The following is a 24807-nucleotide window of genomic DNA, read 5'->3' as shown; positions in this document are numbered from 1 at the left end:
CGAAGTAGGCCACATGTAGACCAGATTCCTGAGTTCAAATTCGTACACGATCCGGCGGTTTTTCAACGGTCGTTTCCAAACCCTGCAGCCAAGCGATGCTTCTGGCCAGGGCTATGGAGGCCTTTGTCACTGCTATCAACCTAATCCTCCCTGAGGAAACACTGGGTTTCCGGGGCGCACAAGAGCGGAAAGAACAGCATGAGCCAGCTGTACACAGCATATGCAGAACATCAGGCCGCGACGATCACCGTCACAAGCTCGCAAGAGTTGAACGCCGCAATTCAGACACTGACGACAAACGGCGGAGGCACGATCCTCGTCGATGGCAACTTCGGGCCATACACCATGACGGCAACCGATGTCGGTGACGCGAACAACCCCGTCCTGATCAAGGGGCTGGATCCTGCGACCCCGCCGGTGTTCGAAACCATCACCATGACCCGCTGCGCCTATATCACGGTCACCGAGATCGAGATGGACAGTTCGGCCATCGTCGCTTCGCGCGATCTGTCGACACGCGATCTGAACATCTGGAACTCGAACCATATCGAGTTCGTCAACAACAACATGGACAGCGTCGCCGACGGCTATGTCGACGGGGCCGGCAATGTCACGCTGGGCGGCAACGGTGTGATGGTCCGCAATTCGCAGGACATCACCTTTTCGCACAACACGATGACCGACTACTATCATGCCACGACCTTCCTTGAGGTTGTCGGGCTCGATTTCTCGAACAACGAGATTTCAGGCGTCCAGGGCGATGGTTTCCGCGCCGGTGGCATTCAGAACGCCGTGATCGCCGACAACTACATGCATGATTTCTATGGTTCGGTGCAGACCGAAAACCATTCGGACATGATCCAGATCTGGGGCACCAACGCCAAGCTCGTGACCACCAACGTGGAAATCAGCGGCAACTTCCTCGATTCGGGCGGCGGGGCCGGCACCCAGTCGATCTTCATGCACAACGAATCGTTCAAGACAAACCAGGTCTATTTCCAGGATATCCGCATCTTCGACAACGTGGTCCACAACAGCTCCAAGCACGGGATCACGGTGGGCGATACGCAGAACGTGCAGATCTACAACAACACGGTCCTGCAGAACGAGAGCTCGGTCACCTATACGACCAACAGCAGCAGCGCGGTTAGCCGTGTGCCGGCGATCGATCTGAGCAATACGAGCAACAGCACGGTCTACAACAACGTGGTTGGCAACATCTCGGTCAACGGCACGAACGTGTCCGCCAACAACCTGATCCTGGATTATACCAATCCCAACGCCACCAACTATGTTGACAACATCATCGTCAACCTGTCGGGCGAAGGCGATCTGGAAGCGCGCGATCTGCGCTTCATCAGCGGCAGCGCGCCGGATGGCACCTATGGCGCCAGCGCGAGCTGGAGCACAAGCTCCACCGCGCCGCTGGAAGCGACGATATCGGCCAGCGAAATCGGCCCCGACCGCCAGACCGTACAACTGACCGCGGCGCATACGCTGACGGATGGCACCCCCATCGACCCGGCAACGGCGACCTTCACCTGGACCTTCGCCGATGGCAGCCAGATGTCCGGCGCGACAGTCGCGCCGACCTTCGCCTCGGCCGGCGACCATGTTGTGGCCCTGACAGTCACCACCGCCGGCGGCGTGTCGGAAACCGTGGCCCGGATCATCGGGGTGCGCAGCAACGATATCGTCAGCCTCGATTTCGAGAACGGCAATCAGGACAGCTCTTACTGGGGCTCCCGCGTGTTGATCACCGATCCCAGCGGCACCGCGTTTCAGAGCGGCGCGCAGGGCAAGGGCTTTCATCTTGATGGCAACAGCCTGATCAAGATCGACAACAGCAACCTTCAGCTTTTCGATCTCGAGGCATTCTCGCTCGGGTTCGACTACAAGCTGGACAGCGTCGGCGAGGCTGGCGGCCTGATCCGGATGAACGGCACGATGGATCTGTTTGTCCGTGCCGACGGCTCGCTGAATTACAAGCTGACGACCGATCAGGGCAAGTTCCAGATTACCACCGGCGCCGGCACCCTGTCCGATACCGCCTGGCACGATATCGATATCTCCTACGATTCCGCCGCAGGCAAGCTGGAGCTTCTGGTCGATAACACAGTGGTCGGCAGCACCAGCGCCAGCGGGTCCACTGCGGGCACGAGCAGCACGGGGCTGAACATCGGCGATCCCTGGTCGGCAACCGCGAAAGGCGTGGTCGACAATTTCGTGATGACGACCCAGCCGATCGGCGGATGGTCCTCGACGGGCGGCTCTGTGCCGGTGGCACCAGCGCCGGCACCAACGCCCGCTCCGACCCCCGCTCCGGCCCCTGCGCCCGCACCGGCACCGGCGCCAACCACGCCGACGGACACCTCCGACACCGACACGCCGACAAGCCCGGCGCCGGCACCGACAACTCCGACCAGCCCGACCACGACATTCGATCCCACGGTGAATGCCATCTTGCAGGATTCCACCGCAAGCGATGTCGAATATGATCTGGACAGCAGCAGCCAGTACAAGCTGTCGCGCGACAACAGCTTCCTGTACGGCCAGGATAATTTCCGGATCGAGCTGCAGCTTGAAACCCTTCAGGATGGCGAAACCGGCGTGTTCCTGCACATGCACCGCAGCCTGACGGCGAAGGTGGACAGCCAGGGGCATATCAACTTCAGCCTGACAACCTCGGACGGCGATTTTCAGGTGCGTTCTTCCGAACCCGTCTATGCGGCGGCGGGCGAGCATGACATCGCCCTGGTCTTTGATGGCCAGCTTGGCGTCATGCAGATCGAGGTGGATGGCACAGTCCAGGCGCAGACCACGGCAACCGGTACCACGACCGATGTCTCCAAGTGGGGTCTGACGCTGGGCAACACCTGGAACGCCTCGCTGGACGGAACGTTTGAGGATTTCCACTACTACAACAACGCCGCAGTGGATGTTCAGGTCGCCGGTGGCACCGGCAGCTCGGTTGCGACCGTCGATACCGATTTCGTGCCGCAATCGTTCCTGTCGTTCGAAAACACGGTTTTCGACGAGGTGGTCAGCACAACCAGCTTCCGCAAGATGGGTGGTATCGCCGAATATGCCACCGGGGTGGATGGCACCGCCTATCACCTGAATGGCAGCAACAGCATCGGCTACAACCGCGGCGAACTGGACATGAGCGCGGTCGACAGCTTTGCCATCAGCTTCGACTTCCAGCGCACCAACATGAACTCGGGCGGCCAGCTTCTGGACCAGCACAAGATCATGGACACGGTGATCGACGATCAGGGCTACCTGCACGTCAAGCTCGTGACCAGCACCGGCAGCTATCATCTGACCAGCCAGTCGGCCAGCTTCGACGATACCGCCTGGCATGACACCACGATCGCCTATGACAGCGCCACGGCCACCCTTTCGATGGAGATCGATGACGAGCTCACGGTGCTCAACAATGTCACCGGCCCGACCGCGGACCAAAGCCGCTGGGGCCTGTCCATCGGCAACTCGTGGCACAGCAGCATCGAAGGGAATATCGACAATTTCGGTTTCGCATCGGAACTTCCTTCCGACCAGATCACCGATCTGTTCCTCGGCTAAGTCCCTCGGCCGCGTAACGAAAGCCGGCCCCGCCAGATGGTGGGGCCGGTTTTTTCATGCCGCATGCAGCAAAAGCCGCGCCGGCGCTCAGGACCGCATATGCTGGGTCTTGCCGGTATCCTTGCCGGCGGACCGGCCGAACACATATTCCGCCGTATCGGGCGACAGCACACCGCGCACATTGCGGGGCGGCGCCAGCCCGTTCACAGCGGCGACAACCGCCCAGGCTTCGGGCGCGTGACCCTTGACCATGATCTGCGCGGCTTTCGCCATCGCGTAGCCATAACCAAGCGGCAGCCTCCACGGGCGCAACCGGCGCAGAAACATCATCCGGCTGCGGTATTTGAAGTAATGCGAAAACGGCGAGGCGATGCGGCCAAAGGTGGGCGAGCCGATCGACGTGCCCGCGCGGTGATAGGCCACAAACCCGTCGCAATAGATCAAAGGCAGATCACCGCGCCGCAACGCCCAGTCAACCTCTTCGTAGTAGAGGAAGTAATCCTCGATCATCGGACCAACGGTTTCATAGAACTTGCGCGACGCGACAAGGCTGGCGCCGGTGATGAAATCAAGCTGCCCGGCATCGGGCGGCGGCGTTTCGCGGTGCGATTTTCCCAGATTGATATTGCCGGTGACCCCGGTGTTCAGGCTGATCGTGCCGCCGTCGATCTGAATCCGGTCAGGCCGTTCCAGATAGTTCACCCGGCCGCCGATCATCCCGTATTCGCCCACCGTGGCCAGCTTTTGCTTGAGCGCGGCGATGGAGGCGCCGGGCACCATGCTGTCGGGGTTGAGTATCCAGAAATCGTCGACCTCTTCGAACTGGGCCAGATAGGCCAGCCCCGCGTTCACACCGCCCGCATAGCCCGCGTTGCGCCCCGAATGCAGCAGCGTTACATCGGCCGATCTGTCGGGCGCCATGCCGCGCTGGCCTTCGATCAGGGCCAGCGGCTTGGGCGCCGGAACGAATGAAAACGGGCTGTCGGCCGGGGGTGTATAGGGCGCGGTGCCGGCTGCCCATTCACGCAGCCGCGAAACCGTTGCATCGGGCGAGGCATTGTCGACCACGACAATGCGCAAATCCGGATCGCCGCTCGACAGCAGGCTTTCGAGGCAGTCCAGGATGATATCTTCAGAATTGTAGGTGACGATAACGACACCAAGCACCGGCTTCCGCATTTCTTGCCTTGGACCACTCTCTAACACACCCACCCCACCGCAGTGATCAGCCATTTTTCCTGATAAATCAACACAGCCGGGCGTTTCTCACAAAGACCTGTTCCGGCCGCAACAATACCTGGCTCACCACCTTGGATTGTTTCAGTTTGGCACGATAATGTCCAACTGGGTGGCGTAAACCTGCCGATTCCCCGATGTTATCGTCAGCATGGCGCTTTGCCGCCCGCCCCGTGCGAACTGATGCGCCACGCTTACCCCCTGCGCCGTGGCCCCATCGCTGAACCGCCAGTCGAACGTGGCCCCTTGATCCGCAAGCGGCCCGTCCGGCCCGGCACTGAAGCCCGCGTCGAAGGTGAAGCTGCGCAGCCCCCGCACCGGCACTGCCCGGATCAGTGGCGTGACCTGCGGCGGCGCCGGATCATAGGCCAGCATCGGCGCGCCGGCCTGCGCCCCGTCCAGAATGCCGCCCGGAAGCACCTGAAACTGCGCGAAACGGGCCGGCGAATCCTCGGGCGGCGCGACGAAGGCCTCGGTGTAATAGCCCGGCTGGCCCGGCGCCTTGTCCTGCACGGTGATGTTGTTCTGCACGGTCCAGTCCGGCCGGCCGCCGCCGCCGGGCACCGCCAGCGCGACATTGCCCGCGATGGTCACCTGCTCGGCGCGTGGCTTGACAGAGATGCGCGGGATGGTGACATCGCCGCTTTTCTGCGGATGGGCCGATGCCCGGCTGCGCAGAACGCTGTTGTTGCGGATGGTCAGGCCGACCACCTCGCCCACCGTGATACCGTGAAGCTGGGCGTTGATGATTGCGTTATCCTCGATCGTGATGTTGCGATACCACATGTCCCGACCCGCGCCGCGGCTGTCGACCATCTCGTTGCGCAGAAAGATCGACTGGGTGTAATAGCCGCTGCCGGAGTTGAAACGGTTGCCGCGGATCGTGATATCCACGCTCGGGCGGCTGGTGCTGCGGGTCCACATCTGGATCATGTCGGAATGGTCCTTCGACTGCAGCGACCGGGCGAAATCGTGAAAGTGGTTCCGCTCGATGAGCGCGCCGTGCAGCGCCACGAGGTTCAGCCCGTCCGAACGGATCGTGTGCACATCGTTGCCCCGGAAGATCACGCCGTCGACCATGTTGAACACGGCCCCGCGATAGAACCTTTCGAACACGCTGTCTTCTACCCGGATGTCACGGGCGTTACGCACGAACAGACCCCGCGCGATGGGAAAGCCCTTTTGCTCGGGCGGTCCGTCGGTCGCGAGATCGCCGTCGAAATGCACCCGCAAAAAACTGATCCCTTCCCCCCCGGAAACGCGGAATGGCGTACTGCTGTCGGTGGTGTCGCCAGAGGTATAGACGTAGTCGAAGAGCAGATCCTCGAAACTCAGGTTCGACACATTGCTCAGGGCTACGCCGGAAAACCGCGCCGGCCGCGCCGGATCGGCCGAGCAGAGCGTTACCCGGCCCTTCCAGCCCGCCTGCTTGCCGCTGAGCGACAGCGCGCCGTAATCACCGGGGGCAAGCGCCAGCACGGTGTCCCCGTCGGCGCCCCGCAGGGCCTTGGCCAGCGCCCCGGCATCGGCCACGGGCTGTCCCCCCGCACAGCCGGCGCCGGCCGAACCGGCGGCGAAAAGCGCAAAGCCCAGAGACAACGAAAACAAAAAACGACTGAACACCATATCACCTATCTCAACCAACACCCTGCACGCCGCAGCCTAACCCGGTTTGCGGCCCGATCACAGGGGCAGACGGCCACGCCCGGCGAAAACCGCATTAAGATTCCGTGAAGGCAAAAGCCTGTGGCTTAGCCCTTCCTTCGGACATCGCGGGCAGGCTTTCCCTGCTTCGGAAAGGTGCCGCGACACCAGCGACAAAGGGCATGACGCTTGAGCAAGCGGGCGGAAAATGCCAAAGACGATCTGTACCTTTTCCGGAGCGGCAAATTGAGTTTCAAACCGCGCGCCCCAGCCATCCCCTGCCCGCATCCTGCGCTGATCGTCCGCGCCTGCCTCGCGGTCTTTGTCAGCCTGGCCAGGACGGCTGTGCGCTGCGGCGCATGGAAGGTACTGACAATGATGATAATGATGGGGCTGGCGATCGGCCCGGGGGCCTCTGCCACGCAGGCCCCGCCGGTGACGGCACAGTTGACGCTGAATGAGTTCACCCGCGACATGACCGTTTTCGACAGCGGCCTGGCGCTTGGCCAGGATGGCGCCAGCGTGCCGCTTTCGGGCACCGGCACCAGCGGCGAGGTGGTACAGGCGCGCGGCGTTTCCACCGATGATGCCGGGGCAAGCTCTACCGCCTGGGTCGACATTGCCACGATCGACGCGGGTGGCAACTGGTCTGGCACGCTGGTCGCGCCGCGCAACCCGTCATGGTACCTGCCCGAAGTGCGCATCAAGGCACAGCCGACCGTGACCGCGCAGGGCGCGAACCGGTTCGGCGCGGGGCTGATCATCTCGTTCTGGGAGCAGTCGAACTGGGACCGGATCTTCAACGCAAGCTTCAGCAACACCCCGCCCGACCCGCTGCTTGACGAAAACGCGGTGCAGATCTTCACCCGCAGCGGCGCCACACCCTCCGTTACCTATCTGAGCGATGCCAGCCCGCTCAGCGCCGCCGCCGTGGCCTTTGCCAACACGTTTCTCGAGGCACTGCCGGGGCTGAAACTGGCGGTAATCGCCCATACCCAATCTGGCACCGGCTGGCGGCAACTGGTCAACGACAATGACAGCACGCGCCTGTGGTCGGATGATCTGGCGCTGCACCAATTCGCATTGGCCGAGGGGCAGGACGTGGGCATCGTCACGTCTTCGTGGATCGCCTCCGAGCTGCAGACCGCAGGCGACTACGCCGAGATTGTCGCCGCCATCGTCACGGGCAAACGGCTGGATGGAAGCGCCGCCGGAACCGGCCCGTCGGCCACCTTCACGACCACAGGCAAGGGCCTGTCCTTTCCGCTGCACCATAATTTCACAGAGCTTTACGATTTCGCCCACACCCGCTTTGCCCTGATCGGCCCGCACGGGCGCGGAACCACGGTGTCGCAGACCGGCTATTCCGATTCGAACGATGACAATTACGAAGCCCTTGTCGCCAGCTGGATCGCGCTTGGCAGCAATCCGAATTTCAGCATGTTCCTGCCCCACAGCCTCGGCATGAGCGACATAGACCGCGGCTATCCCCATGCCGGCGACAATGTCTATGACCCCGCCGGCACGCAATGGACGGATACCTCGCATGCTTCGTCCTACACCAAGGACGGGCTGGAACGTCTGGCCCGGCTGGGGGCGAATGCCATTCTGAAATCCGCCGGTCTGGTGTCCTGGCCAGTGCCCGCGTTTGACCGCAGCTATTGGGCGCCGGATGGCAGCTATGTGGACCTGTGGATGGATGGCCATGACATCACCACCGAACGCCTGCGCCGCGGCCTGCCCGCCATGCCCGCCACCTTTGCCCACCGGGCCGAGGTCATGGGTATGACGATCGGCGGCGAACCGGCGCAAAACGCGGTGATCGTGGCCAATGCCGGCGGCTCTGGTTTTTCGGGGGTGCGGGTCAGCCCCAACAGCGGCGTCTTCACCTATGCCTCTTCGGTGGAAGACGGGTTCGGCGCCCTGCCCGGCTGGCAGCAATGGCCCGATGATTACCTGGACGATTACTATCTGAACCGTCCGGTTGCCGATGTCGGACAGGCCGGGCTTGCAGCGCTGCCGCTAAAAACCAGAACAACGTTCAGAAGCGCGCTGGCCGCGCCGGCTCAATTCACCGTGGGCGGCAACGGCCCCTATTTTCTTGATCAGGCCGGGATCGGCACCATCGCCACCCTGACGCTCGAGGCGAAGATGACCATCACCGGCGGCAGCGCGCAGCGGCTGTTCGGCCTTTCGAGCAACGCGCTGAAGGTGGAATATCTGCCTGGCAGCGGCGTTCTGCGCTGCACCTTGTCCGACGGGTCCGGCACCACGCTGCTGGGCAACCAGACATCCAGCACCATCCCCGACCCGGGCACGACCGAGCGCACGATCCGTATCGCCATTGATCTGAGCAACCCGGCCAACGGGTCTTTCCGGGCCTTCGTGGACGGCGCCGAAGTGCTGACGCGCACCGGGCTGACCTCTTCCGGCACATTCCCAAGCGCGCGCAACCTGTCGTTTCTGGCGACGAATTCGGGCGGATCCCAGTCAGAGGGCACGGTTACCCACCTCAAGGCGTGGAAATCTGCCATGCCCGACGGGTCAGCCCCGACAGGCGCACCCTACAAGCAGATCTCGGGAACAGCCGCCACCGTCAACGCCGACGCATGGAAGAAAGGTGCCGACGCGGGCTGAGCCCCTCAGCCATAGGCCGACAGATCAAGCGGGTTGGCGGAGATTTCCGCCAGCCGCGCATTACTTTGCGTGAAATGCCCCTTGAACCGGCGCTTCACGTAATCGCTGACCGGCCGGTTGTTCTTCAGCAACAGCGAAAGCGGCGGCCGGCGCAAGGCAAAGCCGGTGGCGCGGTACAAGAACCGGCTGTCCGCCGCGATACCGATCATCGGGTTCACATTCATCGGCCCGGCCTGAACGTGGTTCACACGTCGGAGGAACGGCGCAGCATATTCGGGATATCCCGGCGCGCGTACCTTTACCGCCCGTTCGGGAAGCGCGCGGAACATGGTATTCCCCACGGCGGCCGCCATCGCCCGGACGGCGCCATCCATATCCGCCTTCAGCGCCTCTTGCGTCTGAATGTAGACGTTCTCGGCCCCGAACAGCGATTGATAGAGCGCGACCAGCCGATCATAGGCGAAGTGATCGGGCGAAAACGCCAGATAGCCAACTTCTGCCTCCCCCTCCAGATACCGGTCATGGGGCAGGGTACCGCCGCGCAGCAGATATTGCATGTAGATCGAGGGCAGCACCCGCATCTGTGCGCGGATGGAAATCAGGATCTTCGCCTCCGGCGCGATCCGTTTCAGCCGCTCGGCATAAACATCGCTTTCATGCGCGCCATAATGCGGATTGCCCGACAGGATCTCGGACGACACCACCGGCAGCGTTCCCGGCGGGGCGGCAGCGCTGCGTTCGGCGATCAGCCGGCGCATGTCGTCGGGATCGAACCACAGCCCATGCGGGCTGGTGACATGGCGGTGCACGTCGGCATGATCGGCCACCGGGAAATAGCCGTTCTCGGGATGAAACAGGAACTGCTGCATCCAGCTTGTGGCCGTCTTGTGATAGCCGATATGGATCAGCACAGGCGATGTCATCCGCACTCCTCGTTCAGCCGTTCCGCCGTTTGCCTCTGGTTCTGCGCCGCAGCACGAAACCGCGCAAGGCGGTCATCGACGCAAGGCACAGAATAAACAGCACAACCGCCGCGCCGCCCGTCCAACGCGGATCGATCATCGGCGGCTGTTGCATCTGAACCACCCAGCCGTGGCCGAAGTAGACCCCAAGAAAGCCAAGCGCCAGGCCTGCGGTGGCCCCCACTCGCCGCAGCGGGAAACCGATCCGTTTTTTCAGCAGATAAAGCGAGACGAAAAAACCCAGGAGCTCCGCGGTCGTCGCGATCCAGATCACGACAATCAGCCCATAGCCCTGAATTGTCGCATACCAGGAAACAGCAAGCGAGGCCGCGCGAAACAGATTCGCCCACATCGCATTGTCCGTCTTCGCCCGCGCCAGTGCCACCACCGCCGGCCCCGCCTTGAACACCCGCACCGCATGCAGGATGGCCAGCCACAGCAGCAGCGGGATCATAGGCTCGTATTTCGGGCCCAGAACCGTCTGCACAAAGATCGGCCCGATCAGCGCCACCGCCGCCACCTGTATCAGCCCGTTCAGGATATTGGCCTCGACAGTGGCCGCGCCGATATCGTGGAACCGTTCATCCTCGTCCTGCGCGGCCGAAAGCTGCGGCAGAAAGAACGATTGCACACTGCGCGCCAGAACCAGCGTGGGTGTCAGCGTCAGGGTGAACCCCATCGCCAGCAGCGCAAGCTGCGACATGCCCAGTTCGCGCCCAACCACCAGCTTTTCGCCGTTCAGCACCAGAAACAGCAGCAGGCTGTTGACCAGAAGCGGCCAGCCAAAGCTCAACCCCCGCATCATGACCGCCCTGTCCAGCGTCAAGCGATACCGCTGCCGCGCCGCCAGATGCGAGGTCAACAGCTTCATCACCCCCTGCGCCAGAACCGCATAAAGCATGACACGGTAATCGCCGTACAGCTGGTCCAGCGGCCAGATCAGAAGAACCGAAATCAGCGCGGGCACGAAGATCGTCATCATGAACGGCAGATAGATCATCTGCCGCTGCAGGCGGAACACGTCGAAATGGGTAAAGCCGTTCAGCACCGGCACCAGCGCCATGAGCTGATAGGCCCAAATGACCTCGGGGATGCCCAGAAACCGCGCCAGCGGATCCGCTATGACAAACAGGATGACGCCCGAAATCGTGCCGCGCAGCGCCTGAAACCCCTGCAACCCGGCCTGAAGCGCCGGGTTCTCGCCATCCTTGTCCTGCACGATCATCTGCTGCAGGCCAAGCTGCGACATCATCTCGACAATGGCCATGCTGACGGCAAAGGTGGCGGCGATCCCGTAGTTCTCGACGCTGATCAGACGCGCCACCAGCAGGTTGCGCACCAGCAGGATCAGCGAGCTGAAAGCGTTTCCCGAAACAAGCAGCAAAACCGGTTTTAACATGGCACTCACCCAACTGGAATCTGCCGCAGAGGGTCAATGTTTTTCGTCTCGCTGCAAGGCAAATCCGTATGCTAGGAACAGCGGGGTAACAATGCCCGCCGCAATGCAACATTGCCGCCCGAGGATGCCAAACTGAAACACCGCCTTGCCCCCGCCCTGCTAGCGTTGATCCTTGGCGCAGCCCCTGCCCCCGCTACCCCCGAAACCGGCCCGCACGTCTTCGAATGGCGGATGGAGGGCGACACCTTCGGCGGGTTTTCCGGCCTTCTGGTCGAGGATCATGGGAAATCGCTGCTGGCCGTCAGTGATCACGGCACGCTTTATACCGGCACGATCACACGCGAAAACGGCGCGATCCGCGCGATCACGCCTACCGGGCAATATCCCCTGTCGGGCCCGGGCGACCCCCCGTTCACCGATTTTCAGCGCGATGCGGAAGACCTCGCCCGCCTGCGCGATGGCAGCCTTCTGGTGTCGTTCGAAAGCTATACGCGGGTGAAACGCTATGCCGCGCCGGGCGCCAAACCCCGCTCGACCCATCACTGGAACGCCTTTCGCCGCCTGTTCGGCAACCAGTCATTCGAGGCGATAGCCCCCCTGCCCGACGGCCGCATCGCCGCCTGGGTCGAAGGCAAGGGCAGAGGCACCCGCACCTCCGCATTCCTTTATGACGGAAAAAGTTGGGCCGGGCCCTTCGCCTTCCCGATCTCCGACGGGTTTGCCATCACCGGCGCAGACCTCGGCCCTGACGGGCGGCTGTACTTGGTCGAGCGCAGGTTCAACCTGCTGGCCGGCTTCAGCTTCCGCATCCGCCGTCTCACCCTGACCGAGAACGCCATGCTGTCAGACGTGCTTTACACCAGCCCGGCGGGCAAGCTTGGCAATGCCGAAGGCATCGCCGCATGGCGCGATGACACGGGGCAGATGGTACTGACGCTGATCACCGATAATGGGTTCAGCCCGCTCAGCCCCACAAGGCTGATCGAATTTCGCCTGCCGGAGGCCGCGCCCGGCCCGCGGCACGAATACCCCCTGCCGTTTCCGCCCCGCTGAGTGTCACGAAAGCCCGCGAATACCCGTCGCGGTGGTACCGGTTGCCATCACCCGTGTCGCCCGGATCGGAAAGGCCACACCGGCGCCGATGAAGACATCGCTCTGGTCGCCGCTGAGCGTGATCAACCGCACCAGCCCGGCCTGCGCCACATTCAGCGCGCGGGTCACGCGGGCAAGGTCGGTCGCGTCGTCGGGGATGATTTCCTCGATCCGTGTGGCCGGGCTTTGCAGGCCGGACATCTGGCCATCGAATGCATCAAGTGACATTGGGTTCGCTCCTTAATCGCCTCGGGCCCTGCGCCCGGTCCCGTGAACCCTAGGAAGCATCGGTTGAGGCGCCCCTAACCCACCGCGCGCTGCCCTGTGCCACGGGTGCGGAAACAGTTGGTTTCGCGTGCAAAGCCAGCATGGTTGTCTTGCAAAACACATGTTTTTCAAAACCTTACACCCAAAGCCGCATGCGGCGGCAGCGACCGGCGAGGCGGTGACAATTCTGTATCAAAGTGATATTTATCAGGTGTTTACGAGTAGCGGAGCTTTCCCCGTGCCGATCCATCCTCTAGCATCCTCTCTGAGTGCGGCCGTGTGTTCGGCGGCAACCCGAGCAACGCGCCCCGAACGGGCCGGAACAATGCCGCAACGGCAGCAGACAGGACCCATGTGATGCCGATCATCCGCGCTGACAGCAAGCTGATCTTTTTCGCCCATGTTCCCAAATGCGGCGGCTCGGCGGTGCAGACCTATCTGAACAACCGCTTCGGCCCGCTGGCCTTCGAGGATCGCCGCTTTCTGTCGGTGCCCGAGCGCAAGCGCTGGTCGAAAACCTCGCCGCAGCATGTGGATGTCGAGACGCTGAACCGGATGTTCCCGCAGGGCTTCTTCGACCACAGCTTTGCCATCGTGCGCCATCCGGTGGCGCGGGTGGTCAGCGCCTATCACTTCCAGCTTGAGGTGGAGAATACAATCTCGCGGAACGTCAGCTTCAGCGACTGGCTGATAAACGTGGCAGAGCAGATGGAGGAACAACCGTTCCTCTATGACAACCACCTGCGTCCGATGAATGAAATGGTGCCCGAGGGGGCAAAGCTGTTTTACCTCGAACACGGGCTGGATGCGCTGGTGCCCTGGTTCGACGAGGTGACAGGCGGCAAGGCCGGGCCGCGCGCGGTGCCGCATACCAACAAGCGCGGCGATTTTTCCAAGGTCAAATCGGTGAAGGTGGTGCCGGATGATGCCGATCTGGCGCTGATTGCCACGATCTATGCGCAGGATTTCGAACGGTTCGCCTATGAGATGGGCAACCCGGCCCCCACGGCCCCGGCGCCACTACTGGCACCCGAGGTGATCGCCGAACGTGACGCCGAGCTTTCGCGGGTGCTGCCGTTTCACCGGCGGCTGGTCAACCGGCTGAGCGACAACCTGCGGCGTCAGCGGATGTAACCCTCCGGCCGCCCGAACTATTTGCGGGCAGCGCGCTGATAGGCGTCGATCAACGTATCGACCTGATGATCCCAGCTCAGCTCTGCCTGAACCCTTTTGCGCCCGTACTCGCCCATCGCCTGGCGCGTGTCGGGGGCATCAAGCAGCGATACGATCTTGTCGGCCATGTCCCGCGTGTCATTCGCCTTGGCGTAAAGCGAAGCGTCCTGTGCGGAATGGCGGCCTTCTGTCACGTCGAACTGAACGATGGGCTTGGAAAACGCCATGTATTCGAGGATCTTGTTCATGGTCGATTTGTCGTTCATCGGGTTCACCCGATCGGGGTTCACACAGACATCGGCGGTGGAAAGCACCTCGAACAGATCATGGTCGGGCGCGCGGCCGGTGAAGGTGACGTGATCCTGAAGCCCCAGATCGCGGGCCATCGCCTCGATCTCGTCACGGGCGGGGCCGCCCCCCACAAGCACGAATTGAACGTCGTAGCCACGGGTCTGCACGATATCCTGCGCAGCAGCGAGCAGCAGGTCCAGCCCTTCCTGATCGCCCATGACGCCGACATAACCGACCATGTACTGGCGGCCGTTTTTCCATTTCGGGTTCGCGGGCAGCAGCTTCAGCCGGGTCAGATCGGGCCCCGAGCGGACGACAAACACATCCTCCGGCGCCTTGCCGCCACGGGTCAGGGCAATCTCGCGGTAGGATTCGTTGGTCGAGATCACCACATTGGCGGTGCGGAAATTCAGCCGCTCGAACAGCACCATCAGCTTCCAGAAAAAGCCGCGCCGGTTGAACTTGGCCTCGTAAAGCTCGGGGTTGATGTCGTGATGATCGAAGATATAGCGCTTGCCGAACAGCTTGAACGGCCAGGCGATCAGAAAGATCAGATCGGGGGGGTTGCACCCCTGAAGCGTGTCAAACCCGTGCCTGCGCGCGATCTTCAGCGCCAGGCGCATCTCGTGCCAGAGCGCGGCGCCATATTCCAGAAGATAGCCCGAGGCGCCCTTGGCGTCGATCGGCAGCGGGTGGCGGTAGATATGCACGCCCTCGATTTCCTCATAGCGCTCTTCGTATCCCTTGCCCGTGGGGCAGATCACCGAAACCTGCGCGCCCGCGGCCGTCAGCGTGCGGCATTCGTGCCAGACACGGCGGTCGAAGGGCAGCGGCAGGTTTTCCACAATGATCAGAACACGGCGCCCGGCCAGCGGCTTCGCGGCGCGGGCGGCATCCATTCTGGGGGTGGCGGGGGCCGGCTCCGGCTCAGTTGAGGGTGCCGAGGTCGCGAATGTTTGATTCATCGGTCAGGCTAAGCTCTCTAATCGTGGCGTTCGCTGCGAGAATTCTATCGTAAGTATTTGCTTCTGCTTCCTTCTTGGAAATAAGCAGGCGCTCGAGCGCGGGCAGGTGGCTATAGGCATAGCCCAGGTTCGCGCCGATCAGCATGTCGGCCTCGATCGCGGGGTCGAAGATCTCGACCTGATAGCCCGCGTTCAGAAGCTTGCGCGCCAGATCCACATTCGGGCTTTCGCGCAGGTCGTCGGTGCCGGCCTTGAAGGCAAGCCCGGCCATCAGGATGCGCGCGCCAGGCGCCAGCCCGTCGCAGGCATAGGCGAAAAGCGCGTGTTTATGCGCCTCGTTCGAGCGGATGAGGCTGTCGACCAGATGCAGGTTGGCGCCGATATCGGCCCCGATATGCTGCAGCGCGCGCACGTCCTTGGGCAGGCACGAGCCGCCGAAGGCCCCGCCGGGGCGGGTGTAATAGGGTGAAATGTTCAGCTTGGTGTCGGAGATGAAGATCTCATGCACCTTGCGCGCTGAAATACCGGATTCGAGGCAGACACGGCCGATTTCATTGGCAAAGGCCACCTTGACCGCATGCCATGTGTTGTCGACGAATTTCGTGATCTCGGATTCGCGAAAGCCGACGTGAAAGGTCGGCGCGTCGATGTTCCGGTTCAGGGTTTCCATCGCCGGGTTGGGCTGGGCATCGCGGGTGCCGACAACGATCTTGGGCGGCTGGAAGTAATCCTTGACCGCCGACCCTTCGCGCAGAAACTCCGGGTTATAAACCAGCGAGACGCGCTTTTCGAAATCCTCGCCCAGGGCAGAGATGAAAATCGGCTGGATCAGCTCCTCGACAGTGCCGGGCCGGATGGTGGAGCGATAGGCGACCGACAGCGTGCCCGCGCCCGCGCGTTTCACCGCCTCGGCGATCTGCCAGGTGACATCGGCGATATACCCCATGTTATGCGATCCGTCGGGCGCCGAGGGCGTACCGACGCAGACAATGGCCAGATCGGCGTCTTCCAGATGGTCGCCGATTTTGGTGTCGGCCCGGAACAGCCCCTTGGCAAGTGCATCTTTCAGCATCTCCCCGACCTGCGGTTCGACGATGGGCGGGGTGCCGGCGTTGATGGCATCAACCTTCTTCTGGTTCACGTCGATACCGACGACGCTGTGCCCTTCGCTCGAGATGCAGCAGCCGGCGGTGAAGCCAACATAACCCAGGCCCAGAATAACGACTTTCATCCTGTAACGTCCTTTTGTCCGATACCTTCCGGCACTACTCGTTCAACATGTTCTGCTCGGCGGCGCGGGCCCTTGTGGTCGGGCCCGTTGCATCTTCCGCATTCTTTGCGGGGCACGCTAATCGTTGCAAGTAACGGTTTCTACGGCAAACTTCCCAATTCACAGAAAAACCCCGCGGTTGGCGCGGTTCCGCCGCTTCTTTGCCGCCCGGCTGCCGCAAGCGCCGCCGGTTTCGTGAATTCCGCCATTTTCAGGGGCGTGACCCCGAGGGCTCAATGCTCATTTCGCCCCAGCACCCAGGCCGCCGCGGCGCCCGCCAGAAAGCCGCCCAGATGGGTTTGCCAGGCAAGCTGCCCCTTCATCGCCCACCACAGCACCAGGTTCAGCACCAGCAACAGCAGCACCGCGCGCCCGACCGGCCAGAGACCCAGATTATAGGCGCGGCGATCGGCGTAGTTCCAGGTGACAATGGCACCGGCCAGGCCGAACAGCGCACCAGAGGCGCCCACCATCGGCTGCAGCCCGCTGGCCAACACCCCGTAGAGCCCGGCCCCACCCAGAAGCGCCACCAGATAGATCACGCAAAAGCGCCAGTTCCCCACCCGGTCGACCACCGCACGGCCAAGCGAATACAGGGTGAACATGTTGACGATCAGATGAACCGGGCCGCCGTGCAAAAAGCCATAGGTGAAATACATCAGCACCGGCTGGCCCGCGAAATTCGGCTTCCAGTCGCGCAGCAGGCCGGGCCAGAACCCGCCGTATTCATAGGCGGTATAGCGCAGCCGTGCCGGAGAGATCAGCCCGTGGTCGGCGGCCGACAGCACAAGCTCGATCAGCGCGCAGATCACGATCAGCACCACAGGCAGTGTTTCGATCGGAAGGCGGCGGGATCGCATGTGATGCGGCGCTTCGGGGGACAGGTTCATCGCGCGATCATCGCGTGAGAAACCGCCGGACTTCAAGCCCGGATCGCCTGCATTTGCCGGTGCCGGCGCGGCATGGCCTATTCCGGTACGAACCGGGGCAGTTTCGGCAGGCTTTGCTCCATAAACCGCAGCATCCGCGCTTCGGCATGCGCCTCTGTCTCATGCTCGCCGATGGCGGTGACAAAGCGCACCAGCGCCCCGTCGGTGCGGCCGATGGTCAGGCTGTCGTAAAACACCGATGCCTTGGCCAGATAGTCGTTCGTATGCCGCTTGCCGCGCTGTTCGAACCAGTAATAGACGATCTGCCGGTTCAGACCCTTTTCGATCACCGCCCGGTTCAGGGTAAACGTGCCGTAGATGGTGTTGGCGAAGGTCACGCTGTGCGGTTCGATCGCATAAACCTCCCACCCGCCAACGGGCAGGCAGACCTCGGGCGAATGGATGCCCGAGCCTTCGGTCTGTTTGTTGTAGAAGGCGACGAAGAAATTGACGAACCCGTCCTCGTCCGGCGCCATATAGGTGATGTTGACATAGTCGTCGGCGCCAAGGGTGCGTTCGACATCGGCCTCCAGCTTTTGTCGGTGGCCGGTCCAGCCGTCGATCTTGCTGGGGAACAGCGCGAAGGGGTCGCGCTCCACCGGCGGGGCGTCGGCCGGTTTGACCGTGATCCAGGCGAGGGTGACGGCCAGGGTCAGCAAAGTCGCGGTGATCATCGCCACAGAGGACCGGATCGAGAAAATCCGCGCCATGATCGGGCCGAAACCCTCGAAATCAAGGTCGATCGCCTCGCCCAGCGGCAGGGGGTTCGGGGTCAGCCGCTGCAACGCGATGGCCATCAGGAACAGGATGCCGACACAGGCCAGGAAGATCACCCAGCCTTCAAAGAAATGCAGAAAGCCTTCGGCCTGTTCGATGCCGTAGCTGTTGACCAGAACCCCGATCACCCCGATGCGGAAAGAGTTCATGAACACGGTCAGCGGCGCGGCCGAAAGCAGCAGCACCGCCTTGTGCCACATCGGCCCGCGATAGAGGATCGCGAAGAGATATGAGAACGACAGGATCGGGAACAGATAGCGCAGGCCGGAGCATGCCTCTGCCACCTGAAGCTTGTAGACGCCCAGATCAATGATGTTGCCATCCAGAAACACCGACACCCCGGCCAGGCTGACGAACCAGACACCCAGCACCGAAGAGATCGATTGCAGCAGGATCGAGATTTTCCAGTACAGGAACTGCGGCAGCGGCAGCATGAAGATCAGATGCAGCACCGGCGCCCAATGCATCAATCCGCGTTTCCAGCCGAACACCGTCAGGGTGACGCCGCCGACCCACAGGATGAAACCATAGGTCACGATATCGGGGATCCGCACCAGGTTGCCCATAACCGCGATCACCAGCGACAGCGCGATGACCAGCACGCCCGGCCAGCGGTCGGTGACCGTTTCGGCCGGCAGGGGATAGCGCCGCAGCTCGCGCAGGAACAGGTAGAGCGAGATGAACGGGATCAGGATGCCATAGCTGTATTCGGGCGTCGTCCATGACTTTGCCAGCGAGACGAAGCCGATCCAGAACAGCGGCACAGAGATGGCCAGCAGCGCCACGAACCAGAACAAGCCGGCCGCGTTCACGTGAAATTTCGATAGCGGGGGGGTCTGAGCAGAGTGCAAGATCGTACCTGAAATCGAAGGGCCGGACGGAAAAGCACTGTCTGCGTGCTCTTGCGATGCTTAACCCGGAATTCCGGAATTTTCCAGCCGCGGGGCGGTCAAGTAAGGGTTACCGCGGCACTTGTTTCCAATTGCGCCACAGTATTTCTCAGGCCGGGCTCATCGTTTACCATTCAGAACGAAAAGCTGCGCGCGAAGCCAACGAAAATCGTATTCGATTCCCTGTCGGACGCACTGGTCTTGGTCGCCAGGGAATAGGTATAGCCCGTGGTCAGATCCCAGTCCGCGGTCAGGTTGCGGCGGTAGGAAAGGGTCAGGTCGGCCCGTTGAGTATCGGTGCCGCCGGTGGTCAGCACATTGTAATCGGCAACCGCAAGGCTGGCATCCAGCGCCGAGGTGTTGTTGATCAGATAATTATAGCCGACCGATACCCGCGTGCGCAGCGCCTCGTTGTCATTGTTGTCGGTCAGGGCCGACTGGGAAACGCTGGCGCGGAAGGTCGCGGTCGGGCGCTGATAGGAATAGGTCAGGTTGGCCACGGTCTGCGACGAGGTGGTATCGCTTTCCGTCACCCCGAGCGAGGCGGAAAGCGCACCGCGCGGAAGCTGCAGGCTACGCCCGACGCTGACCGTATCGCGGCGACCGGTAGAGGTGACGTCGGTGGCATAGCTGGCCGAAATCGTGCCGTTGGGCCGCTGCAAGGTCAGGCCCAGATTGGAACTCACCCCGTCCCTTTTGCGGGTGCTGCGCACACCGCCCAGAGTCTCGGTCGTTTCAACCTCTTTCTGCCGCAGGTCTCCGTTGAACTGCAGCGCGGGCGAGATGTCATAGACAACGCCGAGGCCGGCATATGTATCGATCTGCTCGGTATCGGTGACGTCTTCGTCGTTATATTCCTTGTACCCGGCCAGAAGGCTGATATCGGCGGTCGGGGTCACGCTGAACCGGGCGGCGGCATCCATCGAAACCGTATCGCTGTCATACAACGAGGGATCGCTGGTGCCGGTGAAATCCCGCGCCGAGGCCCTGGCATTCAACGAAATACCGAACGGGCCGCCCACGCCGGTCAACAGGCCCATGCCGATCGCATAGTTGATGCGGTCGCCGGAATCGATCAGCAGGTCGGCCGCATCGAAGGTGGCGCCCTGTACCAGCTGGGTCAGCTGCACCCGGCGATAGCTGGCATCGAAGGTCAGCTGGGTCGAAGACGATTCGCGAAAATAGCTGAGGCCAAGGTTCTGGCTGTCGATATTGGTATCGGTGCCGTCGGAATCGGCGAAATAACCCGCGTCGATCGTCACCCCGCCGGTGAAGGTCAGCGATTGCGCCGGCGTGCCGTAAACCGAGCTGAAGGACAGGTTGGTCCGCGAATAGACCGTCGTATCGGACGGCGGATTGGCAGCGAAACTGTAGTTGTCCGTCGCGCGGAAGGTCTGGTCGAGCGTGAAGGTGATCGCCGGACCAGTCTGCGCGAGGGCCTGTGCCAAAGGCCAGGCGCCTACCGCGAGCAGGGCGGGCGCCAGTACGAGGCGTGAACGAAGCATGGTTTTGGTCACTCGAACAGGCGCCTTTCAGGGACGAGAATAACGTCACCTTCGGCCAGAACGACATTCCCGCCAACCGCTGCGCCCTGCGACAAGGCACGGTAGTTGATCTTGTACACTTTCTCGGCCCCGGTGTTCGGGTCACGGCGGCGCAGCTGAACGCGCTTGGTGGCGGCGAACTTGGTGAAACCCCCGGTCTGGGCCAGCGCCTGAAGCAGGGTGGTGCCCGGTTCGACCTGAACAAGGCCGGGCCCGTTGATCTCACCCAGAACATAGATGTTCACGGTTGTCAGCGCGGTGACCGCGGCGGCAGGCGCCAGATTGGCGACAGAGACATAGACAGTCGGCTCGGACGCGAAGTTGGAGGCGATACCGGCGGTAACCGCGCGCTCGACCTGGCTGAGCGTGCGCCCGGCGGCGGTTACGGTGCCCGCGAAGGGAAAGCTGATCTTCCCATCGGGCAGCACAAGCGCGGTTCGGTTGAGCGTTGCGTCTTCCAGCACTTCGATGCGGATCGTGTCGCCGGGCTGGATAAGATAGTTGCCATTGGCTGCGGCGGCGGATGTCGCCACAAACAGCGACAGAAATAGAAAAGCGAAGCGTTTCATCAACAAACCCTCGTTAAGTGCGCCCCCAAGCGTGCTATGCGTCTTTCTTATGCTGTTTGCGGCCTTCGGGGCAAAAAATTTCTGAATTTGGGCAAAAATATGTCGGCAAATGAAGAACAGCCGTCGCCCTGAAGCAACACATTCTGCCGTAGGGTAAGCTGCCTATCCGTCATTCTTCAACTGCAGCAGCAATTGCCGCGCGTCGTCGAACTCCGGGCGGGCGGTCTCACCCGCAAGCTGCAGCGTTTTCTCAAGCTGGGCCTGCGCGTCATCCGGCCGGTTCAGCGCGATATAGGTCTTGGCCAGATGATACTGAACCAGCGGGTCCTGCGGCAGACCGGCGGCGGCGGGCTCCAGATGGGTCAGCGCCTCGCGGTAGTCCCCGCGACGATAGGCGATCCAGCCATAGGTATCCTGATAGGGCGGGAAATCGCTGCCACGCAGGCGGCGGGCCACGGCATAGGCACGTTCCAGACTGTCGGCATCGTCACGCACCGTGGAAAGGAGGCTGGCCAGATTGTTCGCGATGACGCTGGTAGAAGTGTTCTGGGCATAGAGCTTTTCGTAGATCCCGATCGCGCCCTGGGTATCGCCGCCCTGTTCCAGCAACGTCGCCTTCGCCCACAGCAGATCGCGCCCTTCGGGCAGAATCTCCAGCGCCCGGTCCAGTTCGGTCGCCGCCGCATCGGGGCGGCCGTCGCGCGACAGGGTGCGCACAAGCTCCAGCCACAGCCGTTCCGACGTGCTGTAATCCTTCAGCAGGCTCCGATAGCGCTGTTCGGCGGCCTTGAAATCACCGGTCGAGGCATAGACGGCGGCATCGAGGAAGCGAAAGGCCAGTTCATCGGGGCTCTCGGCCAGCAGCTCGTCGAGATAGGTCCGCGCGGCGTCGGGCTTGCCGTTCAACAGATGCGCCCGCACGATGGCAACCTGCGCCGCGGTGGCGCTGTCGTCTTCCCGTGTCAGGGTTTCGAGAAAGGCGATCGCGTCGGCATTGTTCGTCTGGCCGCGCAGGATGCTGAACCGCAGCCTGTCGGCCTGGGCCGTTCCGGCGTCGGTGTCGAGCCCGCGCAGCGCGCGCTCGACCTGCTCGGCGCGGGGCCAGTCCTTGAGCCGGATGTAAAGCTGGCCAAGCTCCACCAGAACCGGATAGCTGCCGGGCGCCAGCCGCAGCGCATCGATCAACACGCCTTCGGCGGGCAGCAGCTTGTCAGAGGCAATCAGGAATTTCGCATAGCGCAGGCTTTCGGCCGGCGCGCTGTTGGAGGCTTGCACCGCCAGCGACAACAGCTCGCCCGAGAGTTCGCGATCCCCGTTGCGGGCGTGGGCGGCGGACATCAGCGTCATGATGCCCGGATCGTCGGGCTTTTGATCCAGCGCGGAGCGCAGCACATTGATCGCCTCGTCGGCCTGGTCGGCCTCGATCAGCCAGGCGGCGCGCATTTTCAGCGCCTCGACCATGCCCACATCCTCGGCCAGCACCTCTTCGACAAGGGCGCGGGCGCCCACCTCGTTGCCGCTGCTGGCCAGGATACGGGCAAAGGCGACCTTGATCTCGCGCGTCTGTACCGAAGGTTCGGCATTGGCGACGACATCTTCCAGCTCGGCGATCGCTTCGGCCTGCTGACCCATGTCGAACGCCAGCCCGGCGCGCATTGCCCGGAACCGATCCGTGTTGGTGCCGTCCTCGATGAATTTGTCCAGCTCGGCCTGCGCGACCTGCGGGCCACGCGCGGAAATCAGGAACTGGATCAGCGTGATTCGGGCATCGTCATTCTGAACGCCGGGGGTGATCTGTTCGCGCAGGAACGCCTCGGCGGCGTCACTGTCTTCGCGCGACAGGTAATACCGGATCAGAAGCGCCTTGGAGGCCTCATCATCGGGAAACAGGCGCACCATCTCGCGCAGACGCGCTTCAACGTCTTCTTCACGGCCCTGACGGCTGAGAAGCTGCAGCCGCATCCGGTAAAGCTGGATGTTCTCCGGGTAGAGGGCGATCGTCTCGCCGATCTCGGCCAGCGCCTTGTCTTCGTCTCCATTGCGCAGAAAGCCGTCGATGATGACGCTGCGGACGATCTCATTCTCCGGCAGGATGGGTTTCAGCGTCAGCGCCCGGTCCAGCATCGCGGCCTGGGTGGCCTGATCGCCATCCTGAATCGCCCGGCGGAAGGTAATCGCAGTGTCCAGCGCCTGAATCCGCGGATCCTCCGGCGCCATTTCAAGCGCGAGCCGGGTATGGCGGCGCGCTTCTTCCCAATTCTGGGTTTTCACGGCCAGCTCGGCCAGTTCGCGCCGGCCCTCGAAGAAATCGGGATGCTGTTCGACAAGCCGAAGGTATTGGCTGAACGCTTCCTGATAGTTCCCCCGCTCCAGCACCGTCTTGGCATAAATATGCCGGGCGTCGCGATGCGCCGGGTCGAGTTTGAAAACATTGCGGAATTCAAGAAGGGCGCGATCCACGTCGCCCTCCTGCAGCAGGGCGATACCCTTTTGATAGTGGTTCTCCGCACGCTCTTCGGCCGAGTCGCAGGCCGACACGAATGTCAGGCCGCAGACAATCAGAAGAACGCGAAAGATGTTGCCAAACGTCATCAACTTGCCTTGCTCATCCGATGGTGGGCCACAGATACCCGACTGCGGGATGCGGCGCAAACAACTCGCGACGCGTGATCTACGGAAATGCAGGAAATGGTATGTTTCGCGCCGTCAGTAGCCGGTGCCGCGGAACACCACGGAAACCGTCTTGAACATGATCGACAGATCGGTCTTCAGCGACACTTCCTGATCATAGCGCGTGTCGTAAATCGCGCGGCTCTTGAACTCGCTGTCATTCCGGTTGGACACCTGCCAGGGGCCGGTGATGCCGGGGCGCAGCTTGTAATAGGCGGAGCCGGGATAGAGATCCTGCTGAGAAGACAGCATCGGGCGCGGGCCGACAATGGCCATCTCGCCCTTCAGCACGTTCAGGAATTGCGGCAGCTCGTCCATCGAGGTCTTGCGCAGCAACCGGCCGACGCGGGTGACGCGCGGGTCGGATTTGAGCTTTTGCGACACTTCCCATTCGCACCGGGCCTCGGGATCACTGGCCAGATGACGCTCGAGCTGCGCCTCGGCGTCGGGCACCATCGTTCGCAGCTTCCACATTTCGAAGGTCTTGCCGTTCAGGCCGACGCGGCGCTGGCGAAAGAAGGGCCGACCGCCGTCAAGCGCCACAAGCAGCGCGAAGATCAGGATGAGAGGGGCGACGAACGGGGCAGTAGCGAGGATCAGCGCACTGTCCAATATCCGTTTGCCGAAATTGCGGTAAAAACTTTGGGATTCAGATGCAGCGATCACAGCCATTGACTTGGTAAGCGCTTCGGCGTCTTCGGAGTTTTTCGGGAAGTTGACCGTCATTAAAAAACCCACCGACGCCGTCGCCGATGCCTCGTTAAGGTACTACTAAGGCCTTCAAGCTAGCCCGTCGGAACATGTGACGCGAATGGAATCACGCGCAATCACTACAAACCATGGTTAGCACCCGGTTAAACATTTTGCAATTTTGCTTTCCCGTTTCTGCGGGTGCAGCATAAGTGTA

General features: G+C 62.2%; 17 protein-coding genes. 4 read left to right on the top strand and 13 right to left on the bottom strand.

Annotated features, from left to right (window positions below; genetic code table 11):
* Positions 1-198 precede the first annotated feature (198 nt).
* A complete protein-coding gene (locus TQ29_RS00775) occupies positions 199-3585 on the top strand; it encodes a LamG-like jellyroll fold domain-containing protein (protein ID WP_054537632.1) in 3387 nt (1128 codons plus the stop codon).
* A gap of 87 nt (positions 3586-3672) precedes the next feature.
* Here the strand turns inward: TQ29_RS00775 and TQ29_RS00770 are convergent, their stop codons facing one another.
* Positions 3673-4752 carry a glycosyltransferase family 2 protein gene (locus TQ29_RS00770; RefSeq protein WP_162231801.1) on the bottom strand — a complete coding sequence of 360 codons (1080 nt, stop codon included), beginning with the start codon at positions 4750-4752 and terminating at the stop codon, positions 3673-3675.
* A gap of 153 nt (positions 4753-4905) precedes the next feature.
* Entirely contained in the window at positions 4906-6447 is a 1542-nt protein-coding gene (locus tag TQ29_RS00765) for a PKD domain-containing protein (protein WP_054537630.1), read from the bottom strand.
* Positions 6448-6711: 264 nt separating this feature from the next.
* On the opposite strand from TQ29_RS00765, the gene TQ29_RS00760 reads away from it, so the two are divergent.
* The gene (locus tag TQ29_RS00760; RefSeq protein ID WP_157445488.1) at positions 6712-9102 is read left to right on the top strand and encodes a hypothetical protein; all 2391 of its coding nucleotides are present in this window, start codon (positions 6712-6714) and stop codon (positions 9100-9102) included.
* Positions 9103-9107: 5 nt separating this feature from the next.
* On the opposite strand, the gene TQ29_RS00755 is transcribed toward TQ29_RS00760, so the two are convergent.
* Both TQ29_RS00755 and TQ29_RS00750 read right to left on the bottom strand, forming a co-directional pair.
* Positions 9108-10025, bottom strand: a complete 918-nt coding sequence (locus TQ29_RS00755; protein ID WP_054537628.1) for a hypothetical protein — start codon at positions 10023-10025, stop codon at positions 9108-9110.
* A 13-nt stretch (positions 10026-10038) separates the two neighbouring features.
* Positions 10039-11463 carry an oligosaccharide flippase family protein gene (locus TQ29_RS00750; RefSeq protein ID WP_054537627.1) on the bottom strand — a complete coding sequence of 475 codons (1425 nt, stop codon included), beginning with the start codon at positions 11461-11463 and terminating at the stop codon, positions 10039-10041.
* Between the two features lie 231 nt (positions 11464-11694).
* Between TQ29_RS00750 and TQ29_RS00745 the strand changes: the two genes are divergently transcribed.
* Positions 11695-12516, top strand: a complete 822-nt coding sequence (locus TQ29_RS00745) for an esterase-like activity of phytase family protein (RefSeq protein ID WP_054537626.1) — start codon at positions 11695-11697, stop codon at positions 12514-12516.
* A gap of 3 nt (positions 12517-12519) precedes the next feature.
* On the opposite strand, the gene TQ29_RS00740 is transcribed toward TQ29_RS00745, so the two are convergent.
* On the bottom strand, positions 12520-12783 hold the full coding sequence (locus TQ29_RS00740) for a hypothetical protein (protein ID WP_037203623.1): 264 nt from the start codon (positions 12781-12783) through the stop codon (positions 12520-12522).
* 396 nt (positions 12784-13179) lie between these two features.
* On the opposite strand from TQ29_RS00740, the gene TQ29_RS00735 reads away from it, so the two are divergent.
* On the top strand, positions 13180-13956 hold the full coding sequence (locus TQ29_RS00735; RefSeq protein WP_054537625.1) for a sulfotransferase family 2 domain-containing protein: 777 nt from the start codon (positions 13180-13182) through the stop codon (positions 13954-13956).
* A gap of 17 nt (positions 13957-13973) precedes the next feature.
* Here TQ29_RS00735 and TQ29_RS00730 read toward each other — a convergent pair whose 3' ends face one another.
* The 8 genes from TQ29_RS00730 to TQ29_RS00695 all read right to left on the bottom strand — a co-directional run bounded on the left by TQ29_RS00730 (position 13974) and on the right by TQ29_RS00695 (position 24626).
* Positions 13974-15185 (bottom strand): glycosyltransferase family 4 protein, encoded by a 1212-nt coding sequence (locus TQ29_RS00730; protein WP_054537624.1) that lies wholly within the window; start codon positions 15183-15185, stop codon positions 13974-13976.
* A gap of 28 nt (positions 15186-15213) precedes the next feature.
* Entirely contained in the window at positions 15214-16482 is a 1269-nt protein-coding gene (locus TQ29_RS00725) for a nucleotide sugar dehydrogenase (protein ID WP_054537623.1), read from the bottom strand.
* A 272-nt stretch (positions 16483-16754) separates the two neighbouring features.
* Positions 16755-17411: a rhomboid family intramembrane serine protease gene (locus tag TQ29_RS00720; protein ID WP_235974407.1), complete on the bottom strand. Its 657-nt coding sequence runs from the start codon at positions 17409-17411 to the stop codon at positions 16755-16757.
* A gap of 77 nt (positions 17412-17488) precedes the next feature.
* The gene (gene xrtD, locus TQ29_RS00715; RefSeq protein WP_255353361.1) at positions 17489-19039 is read right to left on the bottom strand and encodes a VPLPA-CTERM-specific exosortase XrtD; all 1551 of its coding nucleotides are present in this window, start codon (positions 19037-19039) and stop codon (positions 17489-17491) included.
* Between the two features lie 212 nt (positions 19040-19251).
* Positions 19252-20622 (bottom strand): hypothetical protein, encoded by a 1371-nt coding sequence (locus TQ29_RS00710; protein WP_157445487.1) that lies wholly within the window; start codon positions 20620-20622, stop codon positions 19252-19254.
* A gap of 8 nt (positions 20623-20630) precedes the next feature.
* Complete coding sequence (locus TQ29_RS00705) at positions 20631-21230, bottom strand: polysaccharide biosynthesis/export family protein (RefSeq protein WP_037203632.1); 600 nt, start codon at positions 21228-21230, stop codon at positions 20631-20633.
* Positions 21231-21392: 162 nt separating this feature from the next.
* On the bottom strand, positions 21393-23822 hold the full coding sequence (locus TQ29_RS00700; protein ID WP_054537620.1) for a tetratricopeptide repeat protein: 2430 nt from the start codon (positions 23820-23822) through the stop codon (positions 21393-21395).
* Between the two features lie 114 nt (positions 23823-23936).
* The gene (locus TQ29_RS00695) at positions 23937-24626 is read right to left on the bottom strand and encodes a sugar transferase (RefSeq protein WP_054537619.1); all 690 of its coding nucleotides are present in this window, start codon (positions 24624-24626) and stop codon (positions 23937-23939) included.
* Positions 24627-24807: the final 181 nt, after the last annotated feature.

The organism is Actibacterium sp. EMB200-NS6 (assembly GCF_001305615.1).
GTDB classification, from domain to species: Bacteria; Pseudomonadota; Alphaproteobacteria; order Rhodobacterales; family Rhodobacteraceae; genus Actibacterium_A; species Actibacterium_A naphthalenivorans.
The sequence above is the reverse complement of the archived record's forward strand: the minus strand, read 5'-3'. Positions and strand labels throughout refer to the sequence as shown.